The organism is Streptomyces sp. NPDC001002 (genome assembly GCF_053599215.1).
This window is the reverse complement of the sequence record NZ_JBSFLV010000091.1, coordinates 1-18,793: the sequence shown is the minus strand read 5'-3', so window position 1 is coordinate 18,793 and position 18,793 is coordinate 1. Positions and strand designations below refer to the sequence as shown.

Below are 18,793 nucleotides of genomic sequence, written 5' to 3'. Positions count from 1 at the left end.
TCCACCCGTGTCCCAACCGAGCACATTCCGTTGCCGGTCGGTCACCGATTCGAGGCCGGGACGATCTCGATCCGTTGCAGAACCCCCTGCCGGACAGCCTCAACGCAGCTTTCGCGCCACCTCGGTGGCCCAGTACGTGAGGATGTTCTGCGCCCCGGCCCGCTTGATACCGGTCAGGGCCTCCAGGATGGCCTGGTCGCGATCGATCCAGCCCTTCTCGGCGGCGGCCTCGATCATCGAGTACTCCCCGGAGATCTGGTACGCGGCGACGGGCACGTCCACCGAGTCCGCGACCCGCGCGAGGATGTCGAGGTAGGGCCCGGCCGGCTTCACCATCACCATGTCGGCCCCCTCCTCCAGATCCAGGGCCAACTCCCGCATCGAGTCACGCACGTTGGCGGGATCCTGCTGATAGGTCTTCCGGTCACCCTTCAGCGAGGACCCGACAGCTTCCCGGAAGGGCCCGAAGAAGGCGGAGGCGTACTTCACGGTGTAGGCGAGGATCGCGACGTCCTCACGCCCGATCTGGTCGAGCGCGTCCCGGATGACCCCGATCTGCCCGTCCATCATCCCGCTCGGCCCCACCACATGGGCCCCGGCATCGGCCTGCACCTGAGCCATCTCGGCATACCGCTCAAGGGTGGCGTCATTGTCGACGCGCCCTTCGCTGTCCAGCACCCCGCAATGCCCATGATCGGTGGTCTCATCGAGACAGAGATCGGACATCACGAGCAACTCATCGCCGACCTCGGCCCGCACATCCCGCAGAGCGACCTGCAGAATCCCGTCCGGATCGGTCCCGGCGGTCCCGAGAGCGTCCTTCTTGCTCTCCTCCGGCACGCCGAAGAGCATGATCCCGGAGATCCCCGCCTCAACTGCTTCGGCGGCGGCCTTCTTAAGACTGTCCCGCGTGTGCTGCACAACCCCGGGCATGGCCCCGATCGGCACGGGCTCACTGACCCCCTCCCGCACAAACGCCGGAAGAATGAAGTCCGCGGGATGCAACCGAGTCTCAGCGACCATCCGACGCATGACGGGCGTAGTACGCAACCGCCGAGGACGGGCACCGGGAAAAGAGCCGTACTTCGTCATGCTCTCTACGCTACGCCCGACGCAGGGGCCCCTTTGCCGACGGTACGTCGACTCCCAGCCCGTCCGGCGTTTGAGGACGAGGCCCCTTCAGGGCCGATGGGGGTGTGGGGGCGCAGCCCCCACGGACGCGCGCCCCCACTCACCTCAAGTCGTCCGACGACGCCTGGCCCCCGGCCGCCGCTCACTGGGCCGAGTAACAGGATCCCCGGCCTCCAAGGCGGCAGCCCTCCGCCGCAACCCAAACTCGGCAAGCGCCTCCGCCAGCTTATGAACAGACGGCTCAGGAGCCATCACATCCACCCGCAACCCATGCTCCTCGGCAGTCTTCGCGGTAGCCGGCCCAATACAAGCAATCACCGTCACGTTGTGCGGCTTACCAGCGATCCCCACCAGATTCCGCACAGTGGACGACGACGTGAAGAGAACCGCGTCAAAGCCACCCCCCTTGATCGCCTCCCGAGTCTCCGCCGGCGGCGGCGACGCCCGCACAGTCCGATACGCGGTCACGTCATCCACCTCCCACCCAAGCTCGATGAGCCCGGCGACAAGCGTCTCGGTGGCGATATCGGCACGCGGCAGAAAAACACGGTCGATCGGATCGAAGACCGGGTCATAGGGAGGCCAGTCCTCCAACAACCCGGCAGCGGACTGCTCCCCACTCGGCACGAGATCAGGCTTCACACCAAAGGCGACCAGCGCCTTCGCCGTCTGCTCCCCCACCGCGGCAACCTTGATCCCCGCGAAAGCCCGAGCATCGAGCCCGTACTCCTCGAACTTCTCCCGCACCGCCTTCACCGCGTTGACCGAGGTGAACGCGATCCACTCGTACCGCCCGGTGACGAGCCCCTTCACGGCCCGCTCCATCTGCTGCGGCGTCCGCGGCGGCTCGACGGCGATCGTCGGCACCTCGTACGGCACGGCCCCGTACGACCTCAACTGGTCGGAGAGCGAAGCCGCCTGCTCCTTCGTCCGCGGCACGAGCACCTTCCAGCCGAACATCGGCTTGGACTCGAACCACGACAACTGGTCGCGCTGCGCGGCGGCGGACCGCTCACCGACCACGGCTATCACCGGCCGCCCGCCTTCGGGCGAGGGCAGCGCCTTGGCCTGCTTCAGCGTCTGCGCGATCGTGCCGAGGGTGGCGGACCAGGTCCGCTGCCGGGTGGTCGTACCGGCGATCGTGACGGTCATCGGGGTGTCCGGCTTACGGCCTGCGGACACCAGTTCGCCGGCCGCGGCGCCGACGGAGTCGAGCGTCGTCGACACGACCACGGTCCCGTCGGAGGCACCCACCTCCGTCCAGCACCGGTCGGAGGCGCTGCGGGCGTCCACGAACCGGACGTCCGCGCCCTCGGCGTCGCGCAGCGGGACACCGGCGTACGCGGGTACGCCGACGGCCGTCGCGACACCCGGCACGACCTCGAAGGGAACACCGGCCGCGGCGCAGGCGAGCATTTCGGAGGCGGCGTACGTATCAAGTCCGGGGTCCCCGGACACCGCACGTACGACCCGCCTGCCGCCCCGTGCGGCCTCCATGACAAGATGTGCGGCATCCCGTACCGCGGGGGCCCCAGCGGTTGTTGACGCACTGTCAACAACCGTGAGCTGAGGCGTGCCCGTGCCCGGCGACGGGTCCGACGAAGGACCCCCGTCCGTGTGCACTTCGGCCACGCCTTGTCTGGCGTGCGTGCGTACCACGGCCAGCACTTCGTGCTCGGCCACCAGGACGTCCGCGTGCGTCAGCGCCTCTACGGCGCGCAGAGTCAGCAGTCCCGGATCCCCGGGTCCGGCACCAAGGAAGGTGACGTGCCCGTGTTCCGGACCGGCGGGAAGAGTGGTGGGGCTCACTTGGCTTGCTCCCCCATGAGACCGGCCGCGCCCTGGGCAAGCATCTCGGCGGCGAGTTCGCGACCCAGCGCCAGTGCTTGGTCGTGCGTCTCGGGCACGGGACCGGTGGTGGACAGCTGCACCGTACGCGAACCGTCGGTCGTGCCGACTATCCCGCGCAGGCGCATTTCCTTGACAATCTGCCCGTCGGCCAGAAGGTCGGCCAACGCACCCACGGGTGCGCTGCAGCCGGCCTCCAGGGCGGCGAGCAGTGACCGCTCGGCCGTCACGGCGACCCGGGTGAACGGGTCGTCGAGCTCGCCGAGCGTCGCGATGAGGTCCGCGTTGTCCGCGGCACACTCGATCGCCAGTGCTCCCTGGCCGGGAGCGGGCAAAACCGTGTCTATCGAGAGGAAGTCGGTCGCCTCGTCGATGCGGCCGATCCGGGTGAGCCCGGCGGCGGCCAGCACGACGGCATCGAGCTCGCCGTCGTGCACGTATCGGATCCGTGTGTCCACGTTCCCGCGGATCGGCACGGTGTCGATGTCCAGTCCGTGGCTGCGCGCGTACGCGTTGAGCTGCGCCATGCGACGCGGCGAACCGGTGCCGATGCGGGCCCCGCGGGGCAGGTCGGTGAACTTCAGCGCGTCCCGGGCGACGAGCACGTCACGCGGGTCCTCGCGCTCGGGTACGGCGGCCAGGACCAGGTCCGCGGGCTGCGCGGTCGGCAGGTCCTTGAGCGAATGAACGGCGAAGTCGACCTCGCCGCGCAGCAGCGCGTCCCGCAGAGCGGTCACGAAGACTCCCGTGCCGCCGATCTGCGCGAGGTGCTCGCGGGAGGTGTCGCCGTAGGTCGTGATCTCTACGAGTTCGACGGGCCGTCCGGTCACCTGGCTCACGGCGTCCGCAACCTGCCCGGACTGGGCCAGGGCGAGTCTGCTTCGCCTGGTCCCGAGCCTCAGTGCCTTGTCAGTCATGCTGGCCCTCGGTTCTTGCTGTACTGGGGGTCGTCGTCGGCGCCTTCGTCGGCGCGCTCGGCCCGGGAGACGGAGGCCACCGTCTCCTGGTCGAGGTCGAACAGGGTGCGCAGCGCGTCCGCGTATCCGGCGCCGCCGGGCTCGGCCGCGAGCTGCTTGACCCGCACGGTGGGCGCGTGCAGCAGCTTGTCGACGACGCGTTTCACGGTCTGGTTGATCTCGGCGCGGTGCCGCTCGTCGAGCCCGGGCAGCCGCCCTTCGAGGCGAGCGACCTCGCTCGCGACGACATCGGCGGCCATGGTGCGCAGCGCGACCACGGTCGGCGTGATGTGCGCGGCCCGCAGCGCGGCGCCGAACGCCTCGACCTCGTCCGAAACGATCCGCCGCACCTGGTCGACGTCGGCCGCCATCGGCGCGTCCGCGGAGGCCTCGGCGAGCGACTCGATGTCGACCAGCCGCACCCCGGCCAGCCGATGCGCGCCCGCGTCGATGTCCCGAGGCATCGCAAGGTCAAGAAGAAAAAGAACAGGCGCGGGCCGCGGCGGCTCGACAACGGGCTCGGGCTTACGACGCTCAGGAATCCGCCCGACCAGCGCCGCCGTGGCCGCGAGCGCCGCGATGGCGTCGGCGTCCAGGGCCGGATCGAGCGAGACCCCCTGCGGACCGGAACTCGTCTGCGGCCGAGGCGCGTTGTCCACCCAGGCCGCGTGCTGCTCCAACTCAGCGGCAGCCATCCCGACGACGGCGGCTTCCCCGAGCACGGAGAACCCTGCGGTGGCGGGCACGGCGGGAAGATCAACCGGCGCACCGGGAAGATCGAGCGGACACCCGTCCTCGGAGCCGAGGCTGGTGGGCGGAAGTTCAGGGGCGGCTTCGGCGGACACCGACGGTCCGGTCTCGACGGAGGCGGCCGACACGGCCGTACCCCCGGATCCCGCGGCCGACGAACCAACAACCGCATCCGGCACAACGGCGGCCTGCGATCCGAATCCGCGCCCCGCCACCGCCTCGGCGACCGTCTCCGTCCCCAGCACCAAGCCCGTCGCGCCCGTGCAGGACACCGCGACGTCGGCACGTGTCAGCTCGTGCGGCACCGAATTCATCGGTACCGCGCGGGCCAGCACGTCCAGGTCGGGGGCTTCGGTGAGGATCTCGGCGAGGCGCTGCGCGCGGTCGGCGGTGCGGTTGGCGATGACGATCTCGGCGACCCCTGCGCGCGCGAGCGTCGCCGCGGCGAGCGAGGACATCGAGCCCGCGCCGATCACCAGGGCGCGTTTCCCGCGGGCCCAGTCCTGCACGTCGCCGCCCGCGGCCAGTTGCTCCAGGCCGAAGGTGACCAGGGACTGTCCGGCGCGGTCGATGCCGGTCTCGGAGTGGGCGCGCTTGCCGACCCGAAGAGCTTGCTGGAAAAGGTCGTTGAGCAGCCGGCCCGCGGTGTGCAGGTCCTGCGCCTTGGCCAGCGAGTCCTTCATCTGGCCGAGGATCTGGCCCTCGCCGACGACCATCGAGTCCAACCCGCAGGCCACCGAGAAGAGATGGTGGACGGCCCGGTCCTCGTAGTGCACGTAGAGATAAGGAGTGAGCTCCTCCAGGCCGACCCCGCTGTGCTGGGCAAGCAGCGTGGACAGCTCGGCGACCCCCGCGTGGAACTTGTCCACGTCCGCGTACAGCTCGATGCGGTTGCAGGTCGCGAGGACCGCGGCCTCGGTGGCCGGCTCGGCGGCGACGGTGTCCTGCAGCAGCTTGATCTGCGCGTCGGCGTGCAGCGTGGCCCGCTCCAGGACGCTGACCGGCGCGCTGCGATGGCTCAGCCCGACGACGAGGAGACTCATGCCGGCATCACGGCGGGGACATCCCCGTCGGGCCCCTGCTTCGCGGACTGCTTGCCGCGGGTGGCGGCGGCCGGTCCGGTGCCCTCGGCCGCGCGCTCCTCGCCGGCCTTGCGCTGCTCGTGGAAGGCGAGGATCTGCAGCTCGATGGAGAGGTCGACCTTGCGCACGTCGACGCCGTCCGGGACGGTCAGCACGGTCGGCGCGAAGTTCAGGATGGACGTGACCCCGGCGGCCACGAGCCGGTCGCACACCGGCTGGGCGGCACCGGCGGGGGTGGCGATCACCCCGATGGACACGCCGTTGTCCTCGATGATCTTTTCCAGCTCGTCCGCGTGCTGCACCGGGATGCCCGCGACGGGCTTGCCGGCCATCGCCGGATCGGCGTCGATCAACGCGGCGACCCGGAACCCGCGGGAGGCGAAACCGCCGTAGTTGGCGAGCGCGGCACCGAGATTTCCGATGCCGACGATCACTACCGGCCAGTCCTGGGTGAGGCCCAGTTCACGGGAGATCTGGTAGACGAGATACTCGACGTCGTAGCCGACACCGCGCGTTCCGTAGGAGCCCAGGTACGAGAAATCCTTGCGCAGCTTCGCGGAGTTGACCCCCGCGGCGGCCGCCAGCTCCTCGGAGGAGACCGTGGGTACCGAGCGCTCCGACAGTGCGGTCAGCGCGCGGAGGTACAGCGGAAGCCTGGCGACGGTGGCCTCGGGAATCCCTCGGCTTCGGGTCGCCGGTCGGTGAGTTCGGCCAGTTGCCACGGTGCTCCTGCGGGTAGAGCGGGGCTGTAGGCGGTCACGCGAACCCAGACCGCCCCGTCGAAAGCAGGCTATGTCTTTGTGAACGCGTGCACAAAGATGGTGTCCGATTTGCCCGGCCAACGTGACCGGCGTCACGCGCTTCCCTCTTGGAGGCAAAACAGCACACGCTCCTCGCTAATCCCGCCCCCAAGACCCGTTCGCCGTCGATCCTAAGCGACTTCGCGGGGCCTTTGGACTACTCGGTCAGTGCCTTGCGCAAACGTTCCTCGTTCACACGCCAGAACGTGTGCTGCGCACCGTCGATCAGGACGACCGGAATCTGCTCCCAGTACTGGTCGTGCAGCTCCGGATCCGCCTCGATGCTCTTCGCCTCCCAGGGCACGCCGAGGTCGCCGCAGACCTTCTCGACCACCACCTGTGCGTCATCACACAGATGACAGCCCGGTTTGCGGACAAGCGTGACGAAACGGTCGCCGGGATCGGCCTTGCGCCGGAAGAGGGGACTCATGTCGGCCATTGTGACCCCTCTTTAACTGACCGGTCGCGGAGAGTTCACAGCCTCCAAACCTCGCGACTCCGAAGCCACCGAACAAACTGGCTATGCTCACGCCATGGCCGCTCTCGGATGGCTCACTCCCCGTAGGCGCTCCGCCACGGCACGCAGCGTGCTGGCAGGCGAGGCCTCGGCGGAGGCTGCCCGCAAGTCCTCGCAGGACGTCCAGCACGCCGAGGACGCCACCGACGCCGATCTCGCGGTGGAGGAGCCGGAGTTCCCGGTGCTCGGCGACGACAAGGCCGCCGCCTTCTTCGACCTCGACAACACGGTCATGCAGGGCGCCTCGATCTTCCACTTCGGCCGGGGCCTGTACAAGCGGAAGTTCTTCGAGACCCGCGACCTCGCCAAGTTCGCCTGGCAGCAGGCCTGGTTCAGACTGGCCGGCTCCGAGGACCCCGAGCACATGCAGGACGCCCGCGACTCGGCCCTGTCGATCGTCAAGGGCCACCGCGTCGCCGAACTGCAGTCGATCGGCGAGGAGATCTACGACGAGTACATGGCCGAGCGGATCTGGCCCGGCACCCGCGCCCTCGCCCAGGCCCACCTGGACGCGGGCCAGAAGGTGTGGCTGGTCACCGCGGCCCCGGTGGAGATCGCCACGGTGATCGCCCGCCGCCTCGGCCTGACCGGCGCCCTCGGCACGGTCGCCGAGTCGGTCGACGGCGTCTATACGGGCAAGCTGGTCGGCGAACCGCTGCACGGCCCCGCGAAGGCGGAGGCGGTCAGGGCGCTCGCGGCCGCGGAGGGCCTGGACCTGTCCCGCTGCGCCGCCTACAGCGACTCGCACAACGACATCCCGATGCTCTCGCTGGTCGGCCACCCCTACGCCATCAACCCGGACAGCAAGCTGCGCAAGCACGCCCGCAAGCTGGACTGGCGGCTGCGCGACTACCGCACGGCCCGCAGGGCGGCGAAGGTCGGCATCCCGGCGGCGGCCGGCGTCGGCGCGGTGGCGGGCGGCACGGCCGCGGCGATCGCATTGAGCCGCCGACGCCGGTAACAGGGCAAACGCAGCCAATCCACGGGTCTTACCCGCGTAACCCTCTGTCCAGTCACGTTGGCTGCACACGGCCACAACACGCCCCGTTCCCTGACTGAACATGAACGCATTCGATCAACAACCGGTCACTCTGCGGTACTTGATCGTGCGTCAATCGGTTACAGAAGCGACGTAATCGATGATTTGAGCAACTGGGTGTAGCAGCGCCTGCACGAAGCGTTATTCTCCTCAGACGCAAACCGGTACCCCTCCGTCGCTACGACGGGTGAACGGTCCCGCACTGCACGTGATGGAAGCTCTGCCTCTGGGAGTCCCGTGTACCCACACGTCGGGGTTGACGCCTCGGGCCTGGCTACGCTGCGCGCAACGGTCCAAGACCTGTTGCGCGGCTTCGTCCCCACCGCGTACGCCGTCCCCGCCCTTGCCGTAGCCACCACCCCCGTCGGCCCGTGCTACGCACTGGCCGACGGCACCGCCGCCGTCGGAAGACGAGGGCGGACCACCGGCGCCACCACCGCGCGCCGCCCGGCCGCGGACAGTGACAGCGCCCGCATGATGGACCTCGTCGAGCGCGCCCAGGCCGGCGAGGCCGACGCCTTCGGGCGTCTGTACGACCAGTACAGCGACACCGTGTACCGGTACATCTATTACCGGGTGGGCGGAAAGGCCACCGCCGAGGACCTCACCAGTGAGACGTTCCTGCGCGCCCTGCGGCGCATCGGGACCTTCACCTGGCAGGGCCGCGACTTCGGCGCATGGCTGGTGACCATCGCCCGCAACCTGGTCGCCGACCACTTCAAGTCCAGCCGTTTCCGGCTGGAGGTCACGACCGGCGAGATGCTCGACGCCAACGAGGTCGAACGCTCGCCCGAGGACTCCGTCCTGGAGTCCCTCTCCAACGCCGCCCTGCTCGACGCGGTGCGACGGCTCAACCCGCAGCAGCAGGAGTGCGTGACGCTCCGGTTCCTGCAGGGTCTGTCCGTCGCCGAGACCGCCCGCGTCATGGGCAAGAACGAGGGCGCGATCAAGACCCTCCAGTACCGCGCGGTGCGCACGCTCGCCCGGCTCCTCCCGGACGACGCCCGCTGAGCGCGCCACTCTCCGCGATACCCAACTCACGTTCAGTGAAAGTCCGTTGACTTCCCGATCCGATCATCCGTCGTCCGTAACCCAAGTGCCACGCCGCTCGTTGTGCGGGATGCAGGCTCCCTGTGGTCACGTCCGGGCCAAAGCCCGATCACTCGATCGTGTGGAAGCGATCGAGATGGGCAACCGTCCGGATCCCAGGGGAGTCGACCGTCATGACGAGAGGAGGTGCCGCCAGTGATCGCGAACGTATCGGCGCACCGGCGGGCGAACGCCTTCGCCCAGGCCCTGGAGGAGCACTCCGACAGGGACCCTGCGGCCGAGCAGTCCGAAGGACCGGCCCCGGCTCCGGCTGCTGCGGAACAGACCGAGCAGGGCCGCCTCATGGCCCTCACGGAGTGTCTCGGCGACCTGCCGAGGCCGATGCTGGACCCCGAGGTGAAGGTGGTCCAGCGGGCTCAACTGGTGGCCGCGTTCGAGGCCATGCTCCAGGAGGGCGCGGGGGGCGGGGCGACGGACCCATCGGTACCGGAGCAGCGTTCCCACCGGGCCCGGGGTGCGCACCGGGCGAGTCCGCTGGGGAAACTGCGGCCGAGATCCCGACTGAGCAAGGGGCTCGCCGCCGGCGGGCTCAGCGTCGGTGTCGCGGCCAGCGCCTTCGGCGGAGTAGCCGCTGCCAGCTCGGACGCGCTGCCCGGTGACTCGCTCTACGGCCTCAAGCGAGGCATCGAGGACTTCAAGCTCAACTACCTCTCCGAGGGGGACGACGAGCGCGGAGTCGCCTATCTCGACCAGGCCTCCAACCGGCTGAGCGAGGCGCGTCGGCTGATGGAGCGCGACCGCGGTGGCCACCTGGACCACGAGTCGCTGGGCGAGATCCGGCGTGCCCTGTCCGGCATGCAGCACGACGCGGCCGAGGGCCACCGACTGCTGCACGAGGCCTACGAGCGCGACCCGGACAAGCTGGGCCCCATCCAGGCCCTCGACGCCTTCTCCCGCTCGCACCGCGAGGCCTGGGGCGCCCTCCGCGACCGCCTGCCGGTCCAACTCGGCGACGTCAGCGACCAGGTGTCCTCGGTCTTCGACGCCATAGACGAAGAGGTCGCCCCGCTGCAGTCCCTGCTCCCCAAGCCCCCGGCCAAGGGCAGCACCGGCACCGGCGGCAACCGCCAGGGTTCCGGTACGGGGTCTGCGGGCACGTCGTCCGGCACCGACCGCTCGACCACCCCGAGCACGGGCAACGGCACCGGCACCTCCGAGGGCGGCCACTCCACCAGCCCCAGCAAGTCGGCCGAGACCGGCGACGACGGCCTGCTCGGCGGCAACACGGGCGGCCTCCTCGACCCACCGGGCTCCACGAGCAGCGCTTCCCCGTCCCCGTCCAAGTCCACCGGCACAGCCCCGGACGTGACGATCCCGCCTCTCCTCCCCGGGCTGCTCCCGGGCCTGGGAATCGACAGCGAGGACGCGAACTAGCTCCGCCGGCTCAACAGATCGATGGGGGCGCCCTTTTCAGAAGGGCGCCCCCATCGGCGTATCCGAAAGTCAGTGGCTCTCCGAAAGTCAGTGGCTCAGAAGAACACCGACCGCCGCTGTACGAGCAACTTGTAGAGCGTGTGCTGGATCTGTTCGCGTACCTGGTCCGTCAGGTTGAACATCAGCATCGGGTCCTCCGCCGCCTCCGGCGGGTAGCCGTCCGTCGGGATCGGCTCGCCGAACTGGATCGTCCACTTCGTGGGGAGGGGGATCGCGCCGAGGGGGCCCAGCCACGGGAAGGTGGGCGTGATCGGGAAGTACGGGAAGCCCAGGACCCGGGCCAGCGTCTTGGAGTTGCCGATCATCGGGTAGATCTCCTCCGCGCCCACGATCGAGCACGGGATGATCGGCGTGCCCTTGCGCAGGGCCGTGGAGACGAAGCCGCCGCGGCCGAAGCGCTGGAGTTTGTAGCGCTCGCTGAACGGCTTGCCGATGCCCTTGAAGCCCTCGGGCATCACACCGACCAACTCACCGCGCCCCAGCAGCCGTTCGGCGTCCTCGGCGCAGGCGAGGGTGTGACCGGCCTTGCGGGCCAGCTCGTTGACGACCGGGAGCATGAACACCAGGTCCGCCGCGAGCAGCCGGAGATGACGGTTCGCGGGGTGGTTGTCGTGGACGGCGATCTGCATCATCACGCCGTCCAGCGGAATCGTCCCGGAGTGGTTGGCGACGATCAGCGCGCCACCCTCGGCCGGGATGTTCTCGACGCCCTTGACCTCGACCCGGAAGTACTTCTCGTACACCGGGCGCAGCGCCGGCATCAGGACCTGGTCGGTCAGCTCCTCGTCGTAGCCGAAGTCGTCGACCTCGTAGTCGCCGGTGAGCCGGCGGCGCAGGAAGGACAGTCCGCTCGCGATCCGGCGTTCCAGATCGCCGTCGTCCTGTTGCCCCTCGGGCGACTGTTCCTCATGCGTCACAGGAACATCATCCTGCGTCGGCGCCCTGCTGGGCAGGGGCTGTACCTCGCGGACCAGCGCGGGTTCCGCGGTCTTGCCGCGCCGGCTCCCCGCGCTCCGACGCCGCGCCGGCCGCGGTACGGCGCCCGAGCGGGACCGGTCGTCGTCGAACGGAATGACCTTGGCATCAGCCATCGTTGATGCGCTCCTCAGTTGGCGCTCTGCGTCGGGGGGTGGCCGCCGCCCAGGGCGGGCAGCGCGGCGAGCCGGTCGACGGCCCCCGCGAGGGCCTCCGGGGGCAGGAGTCCGGGACCCCGGCTGCGCGCGAAGTCCGCGAAGGTCTCCGCCGTCGTGTACTTCGGCTTGAACCCGAGCGTCTCGCGCATCTGGTCCGTCGCCACGACCCGGCCATGGGTCAGCAGCCGGATCTGCTCCGGCGAGAAGTCCGTCATGCCCAGCGTACGCACCAGGGACCCGGCCCAGGTGACCGCCGGCAGCAGCAGCGGCACCGTCGGCCGCCCCAGCCGCCGCGAGCACTGGGACAGCAACAGGACGCCGTCCCCGGCGATGTTGAAGGTCCCGCTGTTGAGCGTGCCCCGCGCCGGTTCGTGCGAGCCGATCCGCAGCACCTCGATCACGTCGTCCTCGTGCACGAACTGCAGCCGAGGGTCGTAACCGAACACCGTCGGCAGCACCGGCAGCGCGAAGTACGAGGTCAGCGGGGTGTCCGCGGTCGGCCCCAGGATGTTGGCGAACCGCAGCACGCACACCGCCACATCCGGCCGCCGCCGCGCGAACCCGCGCACATACCCCTCGACCTCGACCGTGTCCTTGGCGAAGCCGCCGCTGGGCAGCGACTTGGGCGGGGTCGTCTCCGTGAAGACGGCCGGGTCGCGAGGCGCCGACCCGTAGACGTTCGTACTGGACTTCACCACCAGCCGCTTCACCGTCGGCGACTTCTGACAGGCACCGAGCAGCTGCATCGTGCCGATGACGTTGGTCTCCTTGACCGTCGTCCGGCTGCCACTGCCCAGCGCCATCGCCGTCACATCGAGGTGTACGACGGTGTCGGCGCCGGTCTCGGCCAGGACCCGCGCGATGCCGGGCTGCCGGATGTCGGCCTGGATGAAGTCGGCACCCCCGAGATGATGCTCGGGCGAAACCGCGTCCACTGCGACGACCCGATCCACCTGCGGGTCACGCTGGATCCGTCGTACGAACCGGCCCCCGAGCCTGCGGGCCACCCCGGTCACGAGCACGACCTTCCCCAAGATCAGCGCCTTCCTTCCAGCCGTCGACGAGCCTTGTCAGCTGCCGCGTTCCCCATGTCGGCCAACTTAGCGGTTCGGTGTTGCGCTGTGATGACCGCCCGACGCCCGAAGTGGCGGTATCAGGACGGCATGACAAACGCCTGTGGCCCCCCACCGGATGCGGTGGAGGGCCACAGAAACACGCTCTACGGCGTCGCTTACTTCTTGTTGCGACGCTGAACGCGCGTGCGCTTGAGCAGCTTGCGGTGCTTCTTCTTAGCCATCCGCTTGCGCCGCTTCTTGATAACAGAGCCCACGACTACCCTCGCTCACTTCTCATCACTCGGTGCTGGGCGCCATGGGCCCATACGACCTACAAGGGGCCAGCCTACCCGCCCGAGCGCTGAGGTCGTAATCGAGGGACTTCCGGGAGGTCCGGAAGCCGCCGTCAGGCTGTCTCCACCCCCACATAGCTCTCGCGGAGGTACTCGTGTACCGCTTGCTCCGGTACACGGAACGAACGTCCGACCCGGATCGCGGGCAGATGACCGCTGTGCACCAACCGGTACACGGTCATCTTCGACACTCGCATCACCGAGGCGACTTCCGCCACGGTAAGGAACTGAACCTCGTTCAGAGGCCTCTCGCCAGCTGCAGCCATGACACACCTGAACCTTCCGCACTCGACGGCCACCGGCTTCCCCTTCCGGTGACTCTTCGTCGTTGCGTGCTCACTCCCCAATGTAGGGGCGTGTGATGCGAGTGGGGAAGAGGTGCACCCATCGGCGGCCTACTGTGACAGACACGCTCGATTGAGTACGTAGCGGGTAAGCGGCCGGTAGTAATCAGACCGCACAGCGTCATCAAGTGGAACGACGACGGACACGGACCCCTCTGCCTCTCCGACGAAGAGCGCGGGGTCGTCGGTATCGCCCAACCCAATGGCCTCGAACCCCAGCTGACCTGCTCCGCAGACCCATCCGTGGTCCCCGACGACCAGCTCGGGAAGGGGCCCGCCGGCCTCCGCGGCCGCCGCCAGAACGGTCCGAACCGGGAGCGGTGAGTGCGTGTGTGCGCCGGTCGCACAACCGGGGCGAGTGGGGCCGGGTTCGCGGACGAGCGCGACTCCTCGTACGTAGTCAAGGTTGTACGTGCGTAGACCGAACCGGGTCGTTATGTCGACACAGCGACCATGCGCAGGGGTGAGAACAGCACATCCCGCCGCCGACAGCGCGTCCGCAAGGGCGGCGTAGAAGCCGAGGAGCCGATGGGGGTGACCGGTACCGAACAGCACCGGAGCGCCACGCTCAGCAGCCGAACCCAGCCGTTCCGCAAAGGCATCCAGAGCGGTCAGGGTCAGCTCCGGATCAATCACATCATGGCCTGAGGTGTGCTGCGGATCGGCCGAAACCCCACACTTGTCCGCCATCAACCGGACCAAGTCCCGCTCCCGCCAAGCCCACTCAGGATCGATCCCGATCATCACCCGAGGATCCCGCGCGGCAAAGAGCCGATAACTCCGCAGACTCTCTTCCCGAGAGGTAGCCACCGTCCCGGCCAGACGGGCGGCCAGCAGATGGGCGCGCAGTGCTCCGGTACTCAACACGAGTGCGATGGTGCCGGACGAGGGCACGAGGCACGCCAGAAACGGCACAAACACCGCACGGTCGGCCTAGCAACCGACACCGCTGCAACTGCCCCCTAGCTGCGGGCAGTCGCGCCGACCCCGCTGAACTGCCATAGCTGCGGGCAGCGCCACCCTCCAACCCACCAGCCCGCCCGCCCCCCTAGCTGCGGGCAGTCGTGCCGCTGGGGCGGCACGGGTGGGCGCAGCGGCACCCCGCAAGCGCGGGCAAGCGAAAACCCCGCTACACCAGCCTCCACCCACCCCAGCAACCTCAACGCCCCGTCGCCCCAACGCCCTTGCACCTCTACGCCAACAACCCCCGCAACGGATAAACCGCCCGCCGAGTAGCCAGCACCGCCTGATCCAACCGATCCGCAGGGTCGTACCCCGCATCCCACTCAGCAAAGGCCACCGGCCACCGCCCATCAGTCATCCGCCCAGGCCCCAACTGCCGAGTCCGAGCGAACACTTCCTGCCGCCACCCCTCCGGCACGAGCGTCTCCGGCGCAATCTCCCGCCCCGCAGCAATAGCCACCAAATGCGTCCAGGACCGCGGCACCACATCCACCACGGCGTACCCCCCACCCCCCAACGCGACCCACTTCCCACCGGCATACGCATGCGCCAACTCATGACAAGCAACCTGCACAGCCCGCTGCGCATCAAGCGAAACAGCCAGATGCGCCAACGGATCCTCAAAATGCGTATCGGCCCCGTGCTGCGTCACCAACACCTGCGGCCGAAAGTCCGCAATCAACTCCGGCACCACAGCGTGAAACGCCCGCAACCACCCCGCATCCCCAGTCCCCGCAGGCAACGCGACATTCACAGCCGCCCCCTCCCCCGCCCCGGACCCCGTCTCCTCCGGCCACCCGGTCTGCGGAAACAAGGTCCGAGGATGCTCATGCAGGGAGATCGTCAAAACCCGCGGATCCTCCCAGAACGCGGCCTGCACCCCATCCCCGTGATGCACGTCCACATCGATGTACGCGACCCGCTCGGCGCCAAGCTCCAGCAGCCGAGCGATCGCCAGCGAGGCGTCGTTGTAGATGCAGAACCCCGACGCGGCCCCCGGCATCGCATGATGCAACCCACCCGCGAAGTTCACGGCATGCAGCGCATCCCCCGCCCACACCGCCTCCGCCGCCCCCACCGACTGCCCGGCGATCAACGCGGACACCTCATGCATCCCCGCGAAGGCCGGATCATCGATCGTCCCGAGCCCGTACGCCCCGTCCGCCGCGTCCGGATCCACGGAAGCCGCCTTCACGGCCTCGACGTAGTCCTCCCGGTGGACCAGCCGCAGCGTCGACTCCCCGGCCGGCTTCGCCGCGACCACGTCGACGTCCTTGTCGAGCCCGAAGGCATCGACGAGTCGCCTGGTCAGGGCGAGCCGGATCGGGTCCATCGGATGGTCCCGACCGAAGTCATAGCCCGTTACTGCCTCGTCCCACATCAGCTGTGCGCGGCCGCTCATGCCCGCCACCGTATCGGTCCTGTTGAGGAGCGAACGACTTGGCGTACACCAGTGTCACCAGCACCAACACCATCGGCACGAGCATCGCCCCGCGATAACTCCACGCGTCCCCCAACGCCCCCACGAGCGGCGAACCAATAAGAAATCCCACGTAGTTGAAGACATTGAGCCGAGCGATCGCCGCGTCCGACGCCCCCGGGAACATCCGCCCGGCCGCCGCGAACGTCTGCGGCACCAGCACACACAACCCGAGCCCCAGCAGCGTGAACCCGAGCATCCCGACCCACGGCCCAGGCGCCACGGCCACCACCGCGAACCCGCCCGCCGCCACCAACGCCCCCACCCGCACGACCACCACGGCCCCGAACCGCCGCACCCCGAAGTCCCCGAGCGCCCGCCCGAGCAACGTGGTCACCATGTACACGTTGTACGGCACGGTCGCGAGCTGCTCCGAACTCCCCAGCACGTCCTGCAGATACTTCGCACTCCAGTTGGAGACGGTCGAGTCCCCGATATAGGCGAAGGTCATCACCAGACACAGCGGCAACAGCATCTTGAAGACGACACCGCCACCGCCCCCCTTCGCCTCGGCCACCTCCGACGAGCCACCGCCATCGACTTGGCCGCCGTCCCCGTCGACGTACCACCGACTCCCCACCAGCGCGGCCGGCAACAACACAGCCACGACCGGCAGATACGACACCCACAGCGCGAGATGCCAGTGCGCCCCCGCCCACGCCAGCGAGGCCCCCACGATCCCGCCCAGGCTGTACACGGCATGGAAGCTGAGCATGATGCTCCGCCCGTACGCCCGCTGCAGACTCACCCCGAGCATGTTCATCGAGGCGTCCAGCGCACCCACGGCGAGCCCGAACGCGACGAGCGAGACGCCCAGTTCGACCTTGGAGTCCCCCGCCCCGACACCGAGCAGCGCCAGCATCACCACGGGCTGGGACCACCGCAGCAGCAGACTGGGCGGGACCCGCTTCACCAACTGCTCGGTAGTCACGCTCCCGACCCCGGCCAGGATCGGCACGGCGGCCAGGAAGGCGGGCAGCAGCGCGTCGGAGACCCCGTACCGGTCCTGAATGGCCGGGATCCGGGTCACGAGAAGGGCGAAGATGGCGCCCTGGGCGAAGAAGCTCAACGCCAGAGAGGCCCTACCGCGCCGCAGCACATCTGTCATGGCGGCGAGCGTAGGGCCCCAGGCTACCTGTGGGTAGATCCAGCCAAAGATGAATTTCCTTCAGCTTTACCGACCTGCCCTCGTACGAGCATCAGGCGGCGACGGCGACCTCGACCTGGAGGCCAGCTTCCTCACCCACGGTCCCGGCCTCGGCCTCGGCTTCAGCGGCGACCATCTCCGCCATGGGCCCAGCGGCCACCGCACCACTGACGAGGAAGGTCAGCGTCATCACGCCGGCCATCACGACCGTCCCCAGCCACACCATGGTGTCCACGGGGATCGTGTACGCCCCCACGACCCGCGCCACACACTCCGCGAGCAGCGCCACACCCCACACCACCGAGAACAGCCGCTCCTTGCGCAGGAAGTCCGCCGAGGCGGCCGCCCGACCGGACACCAGCCGCCGCCAGGCGGCCTCCTTGGCCTCGTCGCCCTTGATCAGGAAGGGCTTCATACCGGCGGTCATCATCGGCCGGCCAAGGGCCACCGAGACCAGAATCCCGATCCCGATCGTGCTGCTGACCGCACTGTCCTTGGCGAGCATCAGCCGCGGGTCACCGGAGACGAAGCTCAGCACCAGCGAGACGACGTTGACGACCAGGATGAGCCCGGCCAGCCCATTCGTCCGCCACTCCCGCACGAGGCTCCAGACGGTCCGCAGGGCCGGACCCACACTGCTCCAGGCCAGCGCCGCGAAGGTGCTCATCCCGAAGGCGTCCTTGAACAGGTAGTACGAACCGAGAGGGACCGCCACATCCACGATCAGCGGACCGAAGGTGCTCGTCTTGCTCGTCTTCGTCGTCATGCCCTCAGCTTGGCCGCCGGGCAGGGTCCCCCAGTAGAAACGATCGTCCGGAGCTCGGCATGACAAATGTCAGTCCGGCAACCGTCAGCCCAGCAGCTCGACCAACTCCCCCATGTCCGCGAAGAGTTTGCCGGCCCCCGCGAGCTTCTCCCCCGAGGTCATGGCGGTGAACCCGAGCACATCCATCCCGGCCGCCACCCCCGCCAGCACCCCCAGCGGAGAGTCCTCGACCACGACACACCGCCCGGGCGCGACCCCCATCCGCTCCGCCGCATACAGAAACAGATCCGGATCGGGCTTCCCCCGCCCCACATCCTGAGCACTGAAGATCCGCGCCTCGTCGAACCACCGGTCCAACCCGGTCGTCCGATGCCCCACCCGAATCCGCTCATGACTCCCAGAGGAGGCCACGCAGTACGGCACCCCGTCCTCAACAAGCTTCGCGAGCACGTCCACAACACCCGGCACCGGCCGCAACTCCCGCTCGAACGCGGCGAACACCCGCGCATGAAAAACATCATCGAAGTCAGCCGGCAACGCCTCCCCGGTCCGCTCCGCCACCAGCTCATGGACCCGGTGCATGGCAGAGCCCATGTAGTCACGGAGCGAGTCCTCGTACGACGTCGGGTACCCGAGCTCGGTCAGGTACGCGGCGAGGAGCCGGTTGGAGATGGGCTCACTGTCGACGAGGACGCCGTCGTTGTCGAAGATGACGAGGTCATAGCGCATGCGACCAACCCTAAATGTGGACCGGAAATGCAGAAAGCCCCGCACCATCCCGGTGCGGGGCTTTCTCAAGAATTGTTCGGCGGTGTCCTACTCTCCCACAGGGTCCCCCCTGCAGTACCATCGGCGCTGTAAGGCTTAGCTTCCGGGTTCGGAATG

18 protein-coding genes and 1 rRNA gene are annotated in these 18,793 nt (G+C 68.8%); 3 read left to right on the top strand and 16 right to left on the bottom strand.

Going from position 1 to position 18,793, the window contains the following annotated elements:
* Nucleotides 1-99 precede the first annotated feature (99 nt).
* The 6 genes from hemB to ACWDR3_RS32560 all read right to left on the bottom strand — a co-directional run bounded on the left by hemB (nt 100) and on the right by ACWDR3_RS32560 (nt 7,006).
* Nucleotides 100-1,092, bottom strand: a complete 993-nt coding sequence (gene hemB / locus ACWDR3_RS32585; protein ID WP_450356142.1) for a porphobilinogen synthase — start codon at nt 1,090-1,092, stop codon at nt 100-102.
* Nucleotides 1,093-1,236: 144 nt separating this feature from the next.
* Nucleotides 1,237-2,940 carry a uroporphyrinogen-III synthase gene (locus ACWDR3_RS32580; RefSeq protein WP_450356141.1) on the bottom strand — a complete coding sequence of 568 codons (1,704 nt, stop codon included), beginning with the start codon at nt 2,938-2,940 and terminating at the stop codon, nt 1,237-1,239.
* A complete protein-coding gene (gene hemC / locus ACWDR3_RS32575) occupies nt 2,937-3,896 on the bottom strand; it encodes a hydroxymethylbilane synthase (protein WP_450356140.1) in 960 nt (319 codons plus the stop codon). The genes ACWDR3_RS32580 and hemC overlap by 4 nt, the downstream gene beginning before the upstream one ends.
* A complete protein-coding gene (locus ACWDR3_RS32570) occupies nt 3,893-5,728 on the bottom strand; it encodes a glutamyl-tRNA reductase (RefSeq protein ID WP_450356139.1) in 1,836 nt (611 codons plus the stop codon). Before ACWDR3_RS32570 ends, hemC begins: the two co-directional genes overlap by 4 nt.
* Nucleotides 5,725-6,489 carry a redox-sensing transcriptional repressor Rex gene (locus ACWDR3_RS32565; protein WP_450356138.1) on the bottom strand — a complete coding sequence of 255 codons (765 nt, stop codon included), beginning with the start codon at nt 6,487-6,489 and terminating at the stop codon, nt 5,725-5,727. The genes ACWDR3_RS32570 and ACWDR3_RS32565 overlap by 4 nt, the downstream gene beginning before the upstream one ends.
* 235 nt (nt 6,490-6,724) lie before the next feature.
* Nucleotides 6,725-7,006: a glutaredoxin family protein gene (locus ACWDR3_RS32560; RefSeq protein WP_185146082.1), complete on the bottom strand. Its 282-nt coding sequence runs from the start codon at nt 7,004-7,006 to the stop codon at nt 6,725-6,727.
* 94 nt (nt 7,007-7,100) lie between these two features.
* On the opposite strand from ACWDR3_RS32560, the gene ACWDR3_RS32555 reads away from it, so the two are divergent.
* The 3 genes from ACWDR3_RS32555 to ACWDR3_RS32545 all read left to right on the top strand — a co-directional run bounded on the left by ACWDR3_RS32555 (nt 7,101) and on the right by ACWDR3_RS32545 (nt 10,607).
* A complete protein-coding gene (locus ACWDR3_RS32555) occupies nt 7,101-8,045 on the top strand; it encodes an HAD family hydrolase (protein ID WP_450356137.1) in 945 nt (314 codons plus the stop codon).
* A gap of 315 nt (nt 8,046-8,360) precedes the next feature.
* The gene (locus ACWDR3_RS32550) at nt 8,361-9,134 is read left to right on the top strand and encodes an ECF subfamily RNA polymerase sigma factor, BldN family (RefSeq protein WP_123998545.1); all 774 of its coding nucleotides are present in this window, start codon (nt 8,361-8,363) and stop codon (nt 9,132-9,134) included.
* A gap of 234 nt (nt 9,135-9,368) precedes the next feature.
* Nucleotides 9,369-10,607 carry a DUF5667 domain-containing protein gene (locus tag ACWDR3_RS32545; RefSeq protein ID WP_450356136.1) on the top strand — a complete coding sequence of 413 codons (1,239 nt, stop codon included), beginning with the start codon at nt 9,369-9,371 and terminating at the stop codon, nt 10,605-10,607.
* 95 nt (nt 10,608-10,702) lie between these two features.
* Here the strand turns inward: ACWDR3_RS32545 and ACWDR3_RS32540 are convergent, their stop codons facing one another.
* The 10 genes from ACWDR3_RS32540 to rrf all read right to left on the bottom strand — a co-directional run.
* Nucleotides 10,703-11,758, bottom strand: coding sequence for a lysophospholipid acyltransferase family protein (locus tag ACWDR3_RS32540; protein WP_450356135.1), 1,056 nt, complete (start codon nt 11,756-11,758; stop codon nt 10,703-10,705).
* 14 nt (nt 11,759-11,772) lie between these two features.
* Nucleotides 11,773-12,834 carry an NAD-dependent epimerase/dehydratase family protein gene (locus ACWDR3_RS32535; RefSeq protein ID WP_450356134.1) on the bottom strand — a complete coding sequence of 354 codons (1,062 nt, stop codon included), beginning with the start codon at nt 12,832-12,834 and terminating at the stop codon, nt 11,773-11,775.
* A gap of 197 nt (nt 12,835-13,031) precedes the next feature.
* A complete protein-coding gene (locus ACWDR3_RS32530) occupies nt 13,032-13,130 on the bottom strand; it encodes a 30S ribosomal protein bS22 (RefSeq protein WP_003948845.1) in 99 nt (32 codons plus the stop codon).
* 131 nt (nt 13,131-13,261) lie between these two features.
* On the bottom strand, nt 13,262-13,474 hold the full coding sequence (locus ACWDR3_RS32525) for a helix-turn-helix domain-containing protein (RefSeq protein WP_004984898.1): 213 nt from the start codon (nt 13,472-13,474) through the stop codon (nt 13,262-13,264).
* Nucleotides 13,475-13,603: 129 nt separating this feature from the next.
* Nucleotides 13,604-14,419 carry a phosphatase gene (locus ACWDR3_RS32520; RefSeq protein WP_450356133.1) on the bottom strand — a complete coding sequence of 272 codons (816 nt, stop codon included), beginning with the start codon at nt 14,417-14,419 and terminating at the stop codon, nt 13,604-13,606.
* A gap of 325 nt (nt 14,420-14,744) precedes the next feature.
* The gene (locus ACWDR3_RS32515; RefSeq protein ID WP_450356132.1) at nt 14,745-15,917 is read right to left on the bottom strand and encodes an acetoin utilization protein AcuC; all 1,173 of its coding nucleotides are present in this window, start codon (nt 15,915-15,917) and stop codon (nt 14,745-14,747) included.
* Nucleotides 15,868-17,103 carry an MFS transporter gene (locus tag ACWDR3_RS32510; protein ID WP_450356131.1) on the bottom strand — a complete coding sequence of 412 codons (1,236 nt, stop codon included), beginning with the start codon at nt 17,101-17,103 and terminating at the stop codon, nt 15,868-15,870. Before ACWDR3_RS32510 ends, ACWDR3_RS32515 begins: the two co-directional genes overlap by 50 nt.
* A gap of 91 nt (nt 17,104-17,194) precedes the next feature.
* Entirely contained in the window at nt 17,195-17,908 is a 714-nt protein-coding gene (locus ACWDR3_RS32505) for a VC0807 family protein (RefSeq protein ID WP_450356130.1), read from the bottom strand.
* An 84-nt stretch (nt 17,909-17,992) separates the two neighbouring features.
* Nucleotides 17,993-18,637 (bottom strand): HAD family hydrolase, encoded by a 645-nt coding sequence (locus ACWDR3_RS32500; RefSeq protein ID WP_450356129.1) that lies wholly within the window; start codon nt 18,635-18,637, stop codon nt 17,993-17,995.
* A gap of 74 nt (nt 18,638-18,711) precedes the next feature.
* Nucleotides 18,712-18,793: ribosomal RNA gene (gene rrf / locus ACWDR3_RS32495) — 5S ribosomal RNA — on the bottom strand; the annotation flags it as partial.

Excerpts from the sequence above, each read along its gene's own strand:
- hemB (WP_450356142.1), bottom strand. The coding sequence starts at position 1,092 with ATGACGAAGTACGGCTCTTTTCCCGGTGCCCGTCCTCGGCGGTTGCGT.
- hemC (WP_450356140.1), bottom strand. The coding sequence starts at position 3,896 with ATGACTGACAAGGCACTGAGGCTCGGGACCAGGCGAAGCAGACTCGCC.
- ACWDR3_RS32570 (WP_450356139.1), bottom strand. The coding sequence starts at position 5,728 with ATGAGTCTCCTCGTCGTCGGGCTGAGCCATCGCAGCGCGCCGGTCAGC.
- ACWDR3_RS32560 (WP_185146082.1), bottom strand. The coding sequence starts at position 7,006 with ATGGCCGACATGAGTCCCCTCTTCCGGCGCAAGGCCGATCCCGGCGAC.
- ACWDR3_RS32555 (WP_450356137.1), top strand. The coding sequence starts at position 7,101 with ATGGCCGCTCTCGGATGGCTCACTCCCCGTAGGCGCTCCGCCACGGCA.
- ACWDR3_RS32540 (WP_450356135.1), bottom strand. The coding sequence starts at position 11,758 with ATGGCTGATGCCAAGGTCATTCCGTTCGACGACGACCGGTCCCGCTCG.
- ACWDR3_RS32525 (WP_004984898.1), bottom strand. The coding sequence starts at position 13,474 with ATGGCTGCAGCTGGCGAGAGGCCTCTGAACGAGGTTCAGTTCCTTACC.
- ACWDR3_RS32515 (WP_450356132.1), bottom strand. The coding sequence starts at position 15,917 with ATGAGCGGCCGCGCACAGCTGATGTGGGACGAGGCAGTAACGGGCTAT.
- ACWDR3_RS32510 (WP_450356131.1), bottom strand. The coding sequence starts at position 17,103 with ATGACAGATGTGCTGCGGCGCGGTAGGGCCTCTCTGGCGTTGAGCTTC.
- ACWDR3_RS32505 (WP_450356130.1), bottom strand. The coding sequence starts at position 17,908 with ATGACGACGAAGACGAGCAAGACGAGCACCTTCGGTCCGCTGATCGTG.
- ACWDR3_RS32500 (WP_450356129.1), bottom strand. The coding sequence starts at position 18,637 with ATGCGCTATGACCTCGTCATCTTCGACAACGACGGCGTCCTCGTCGAC.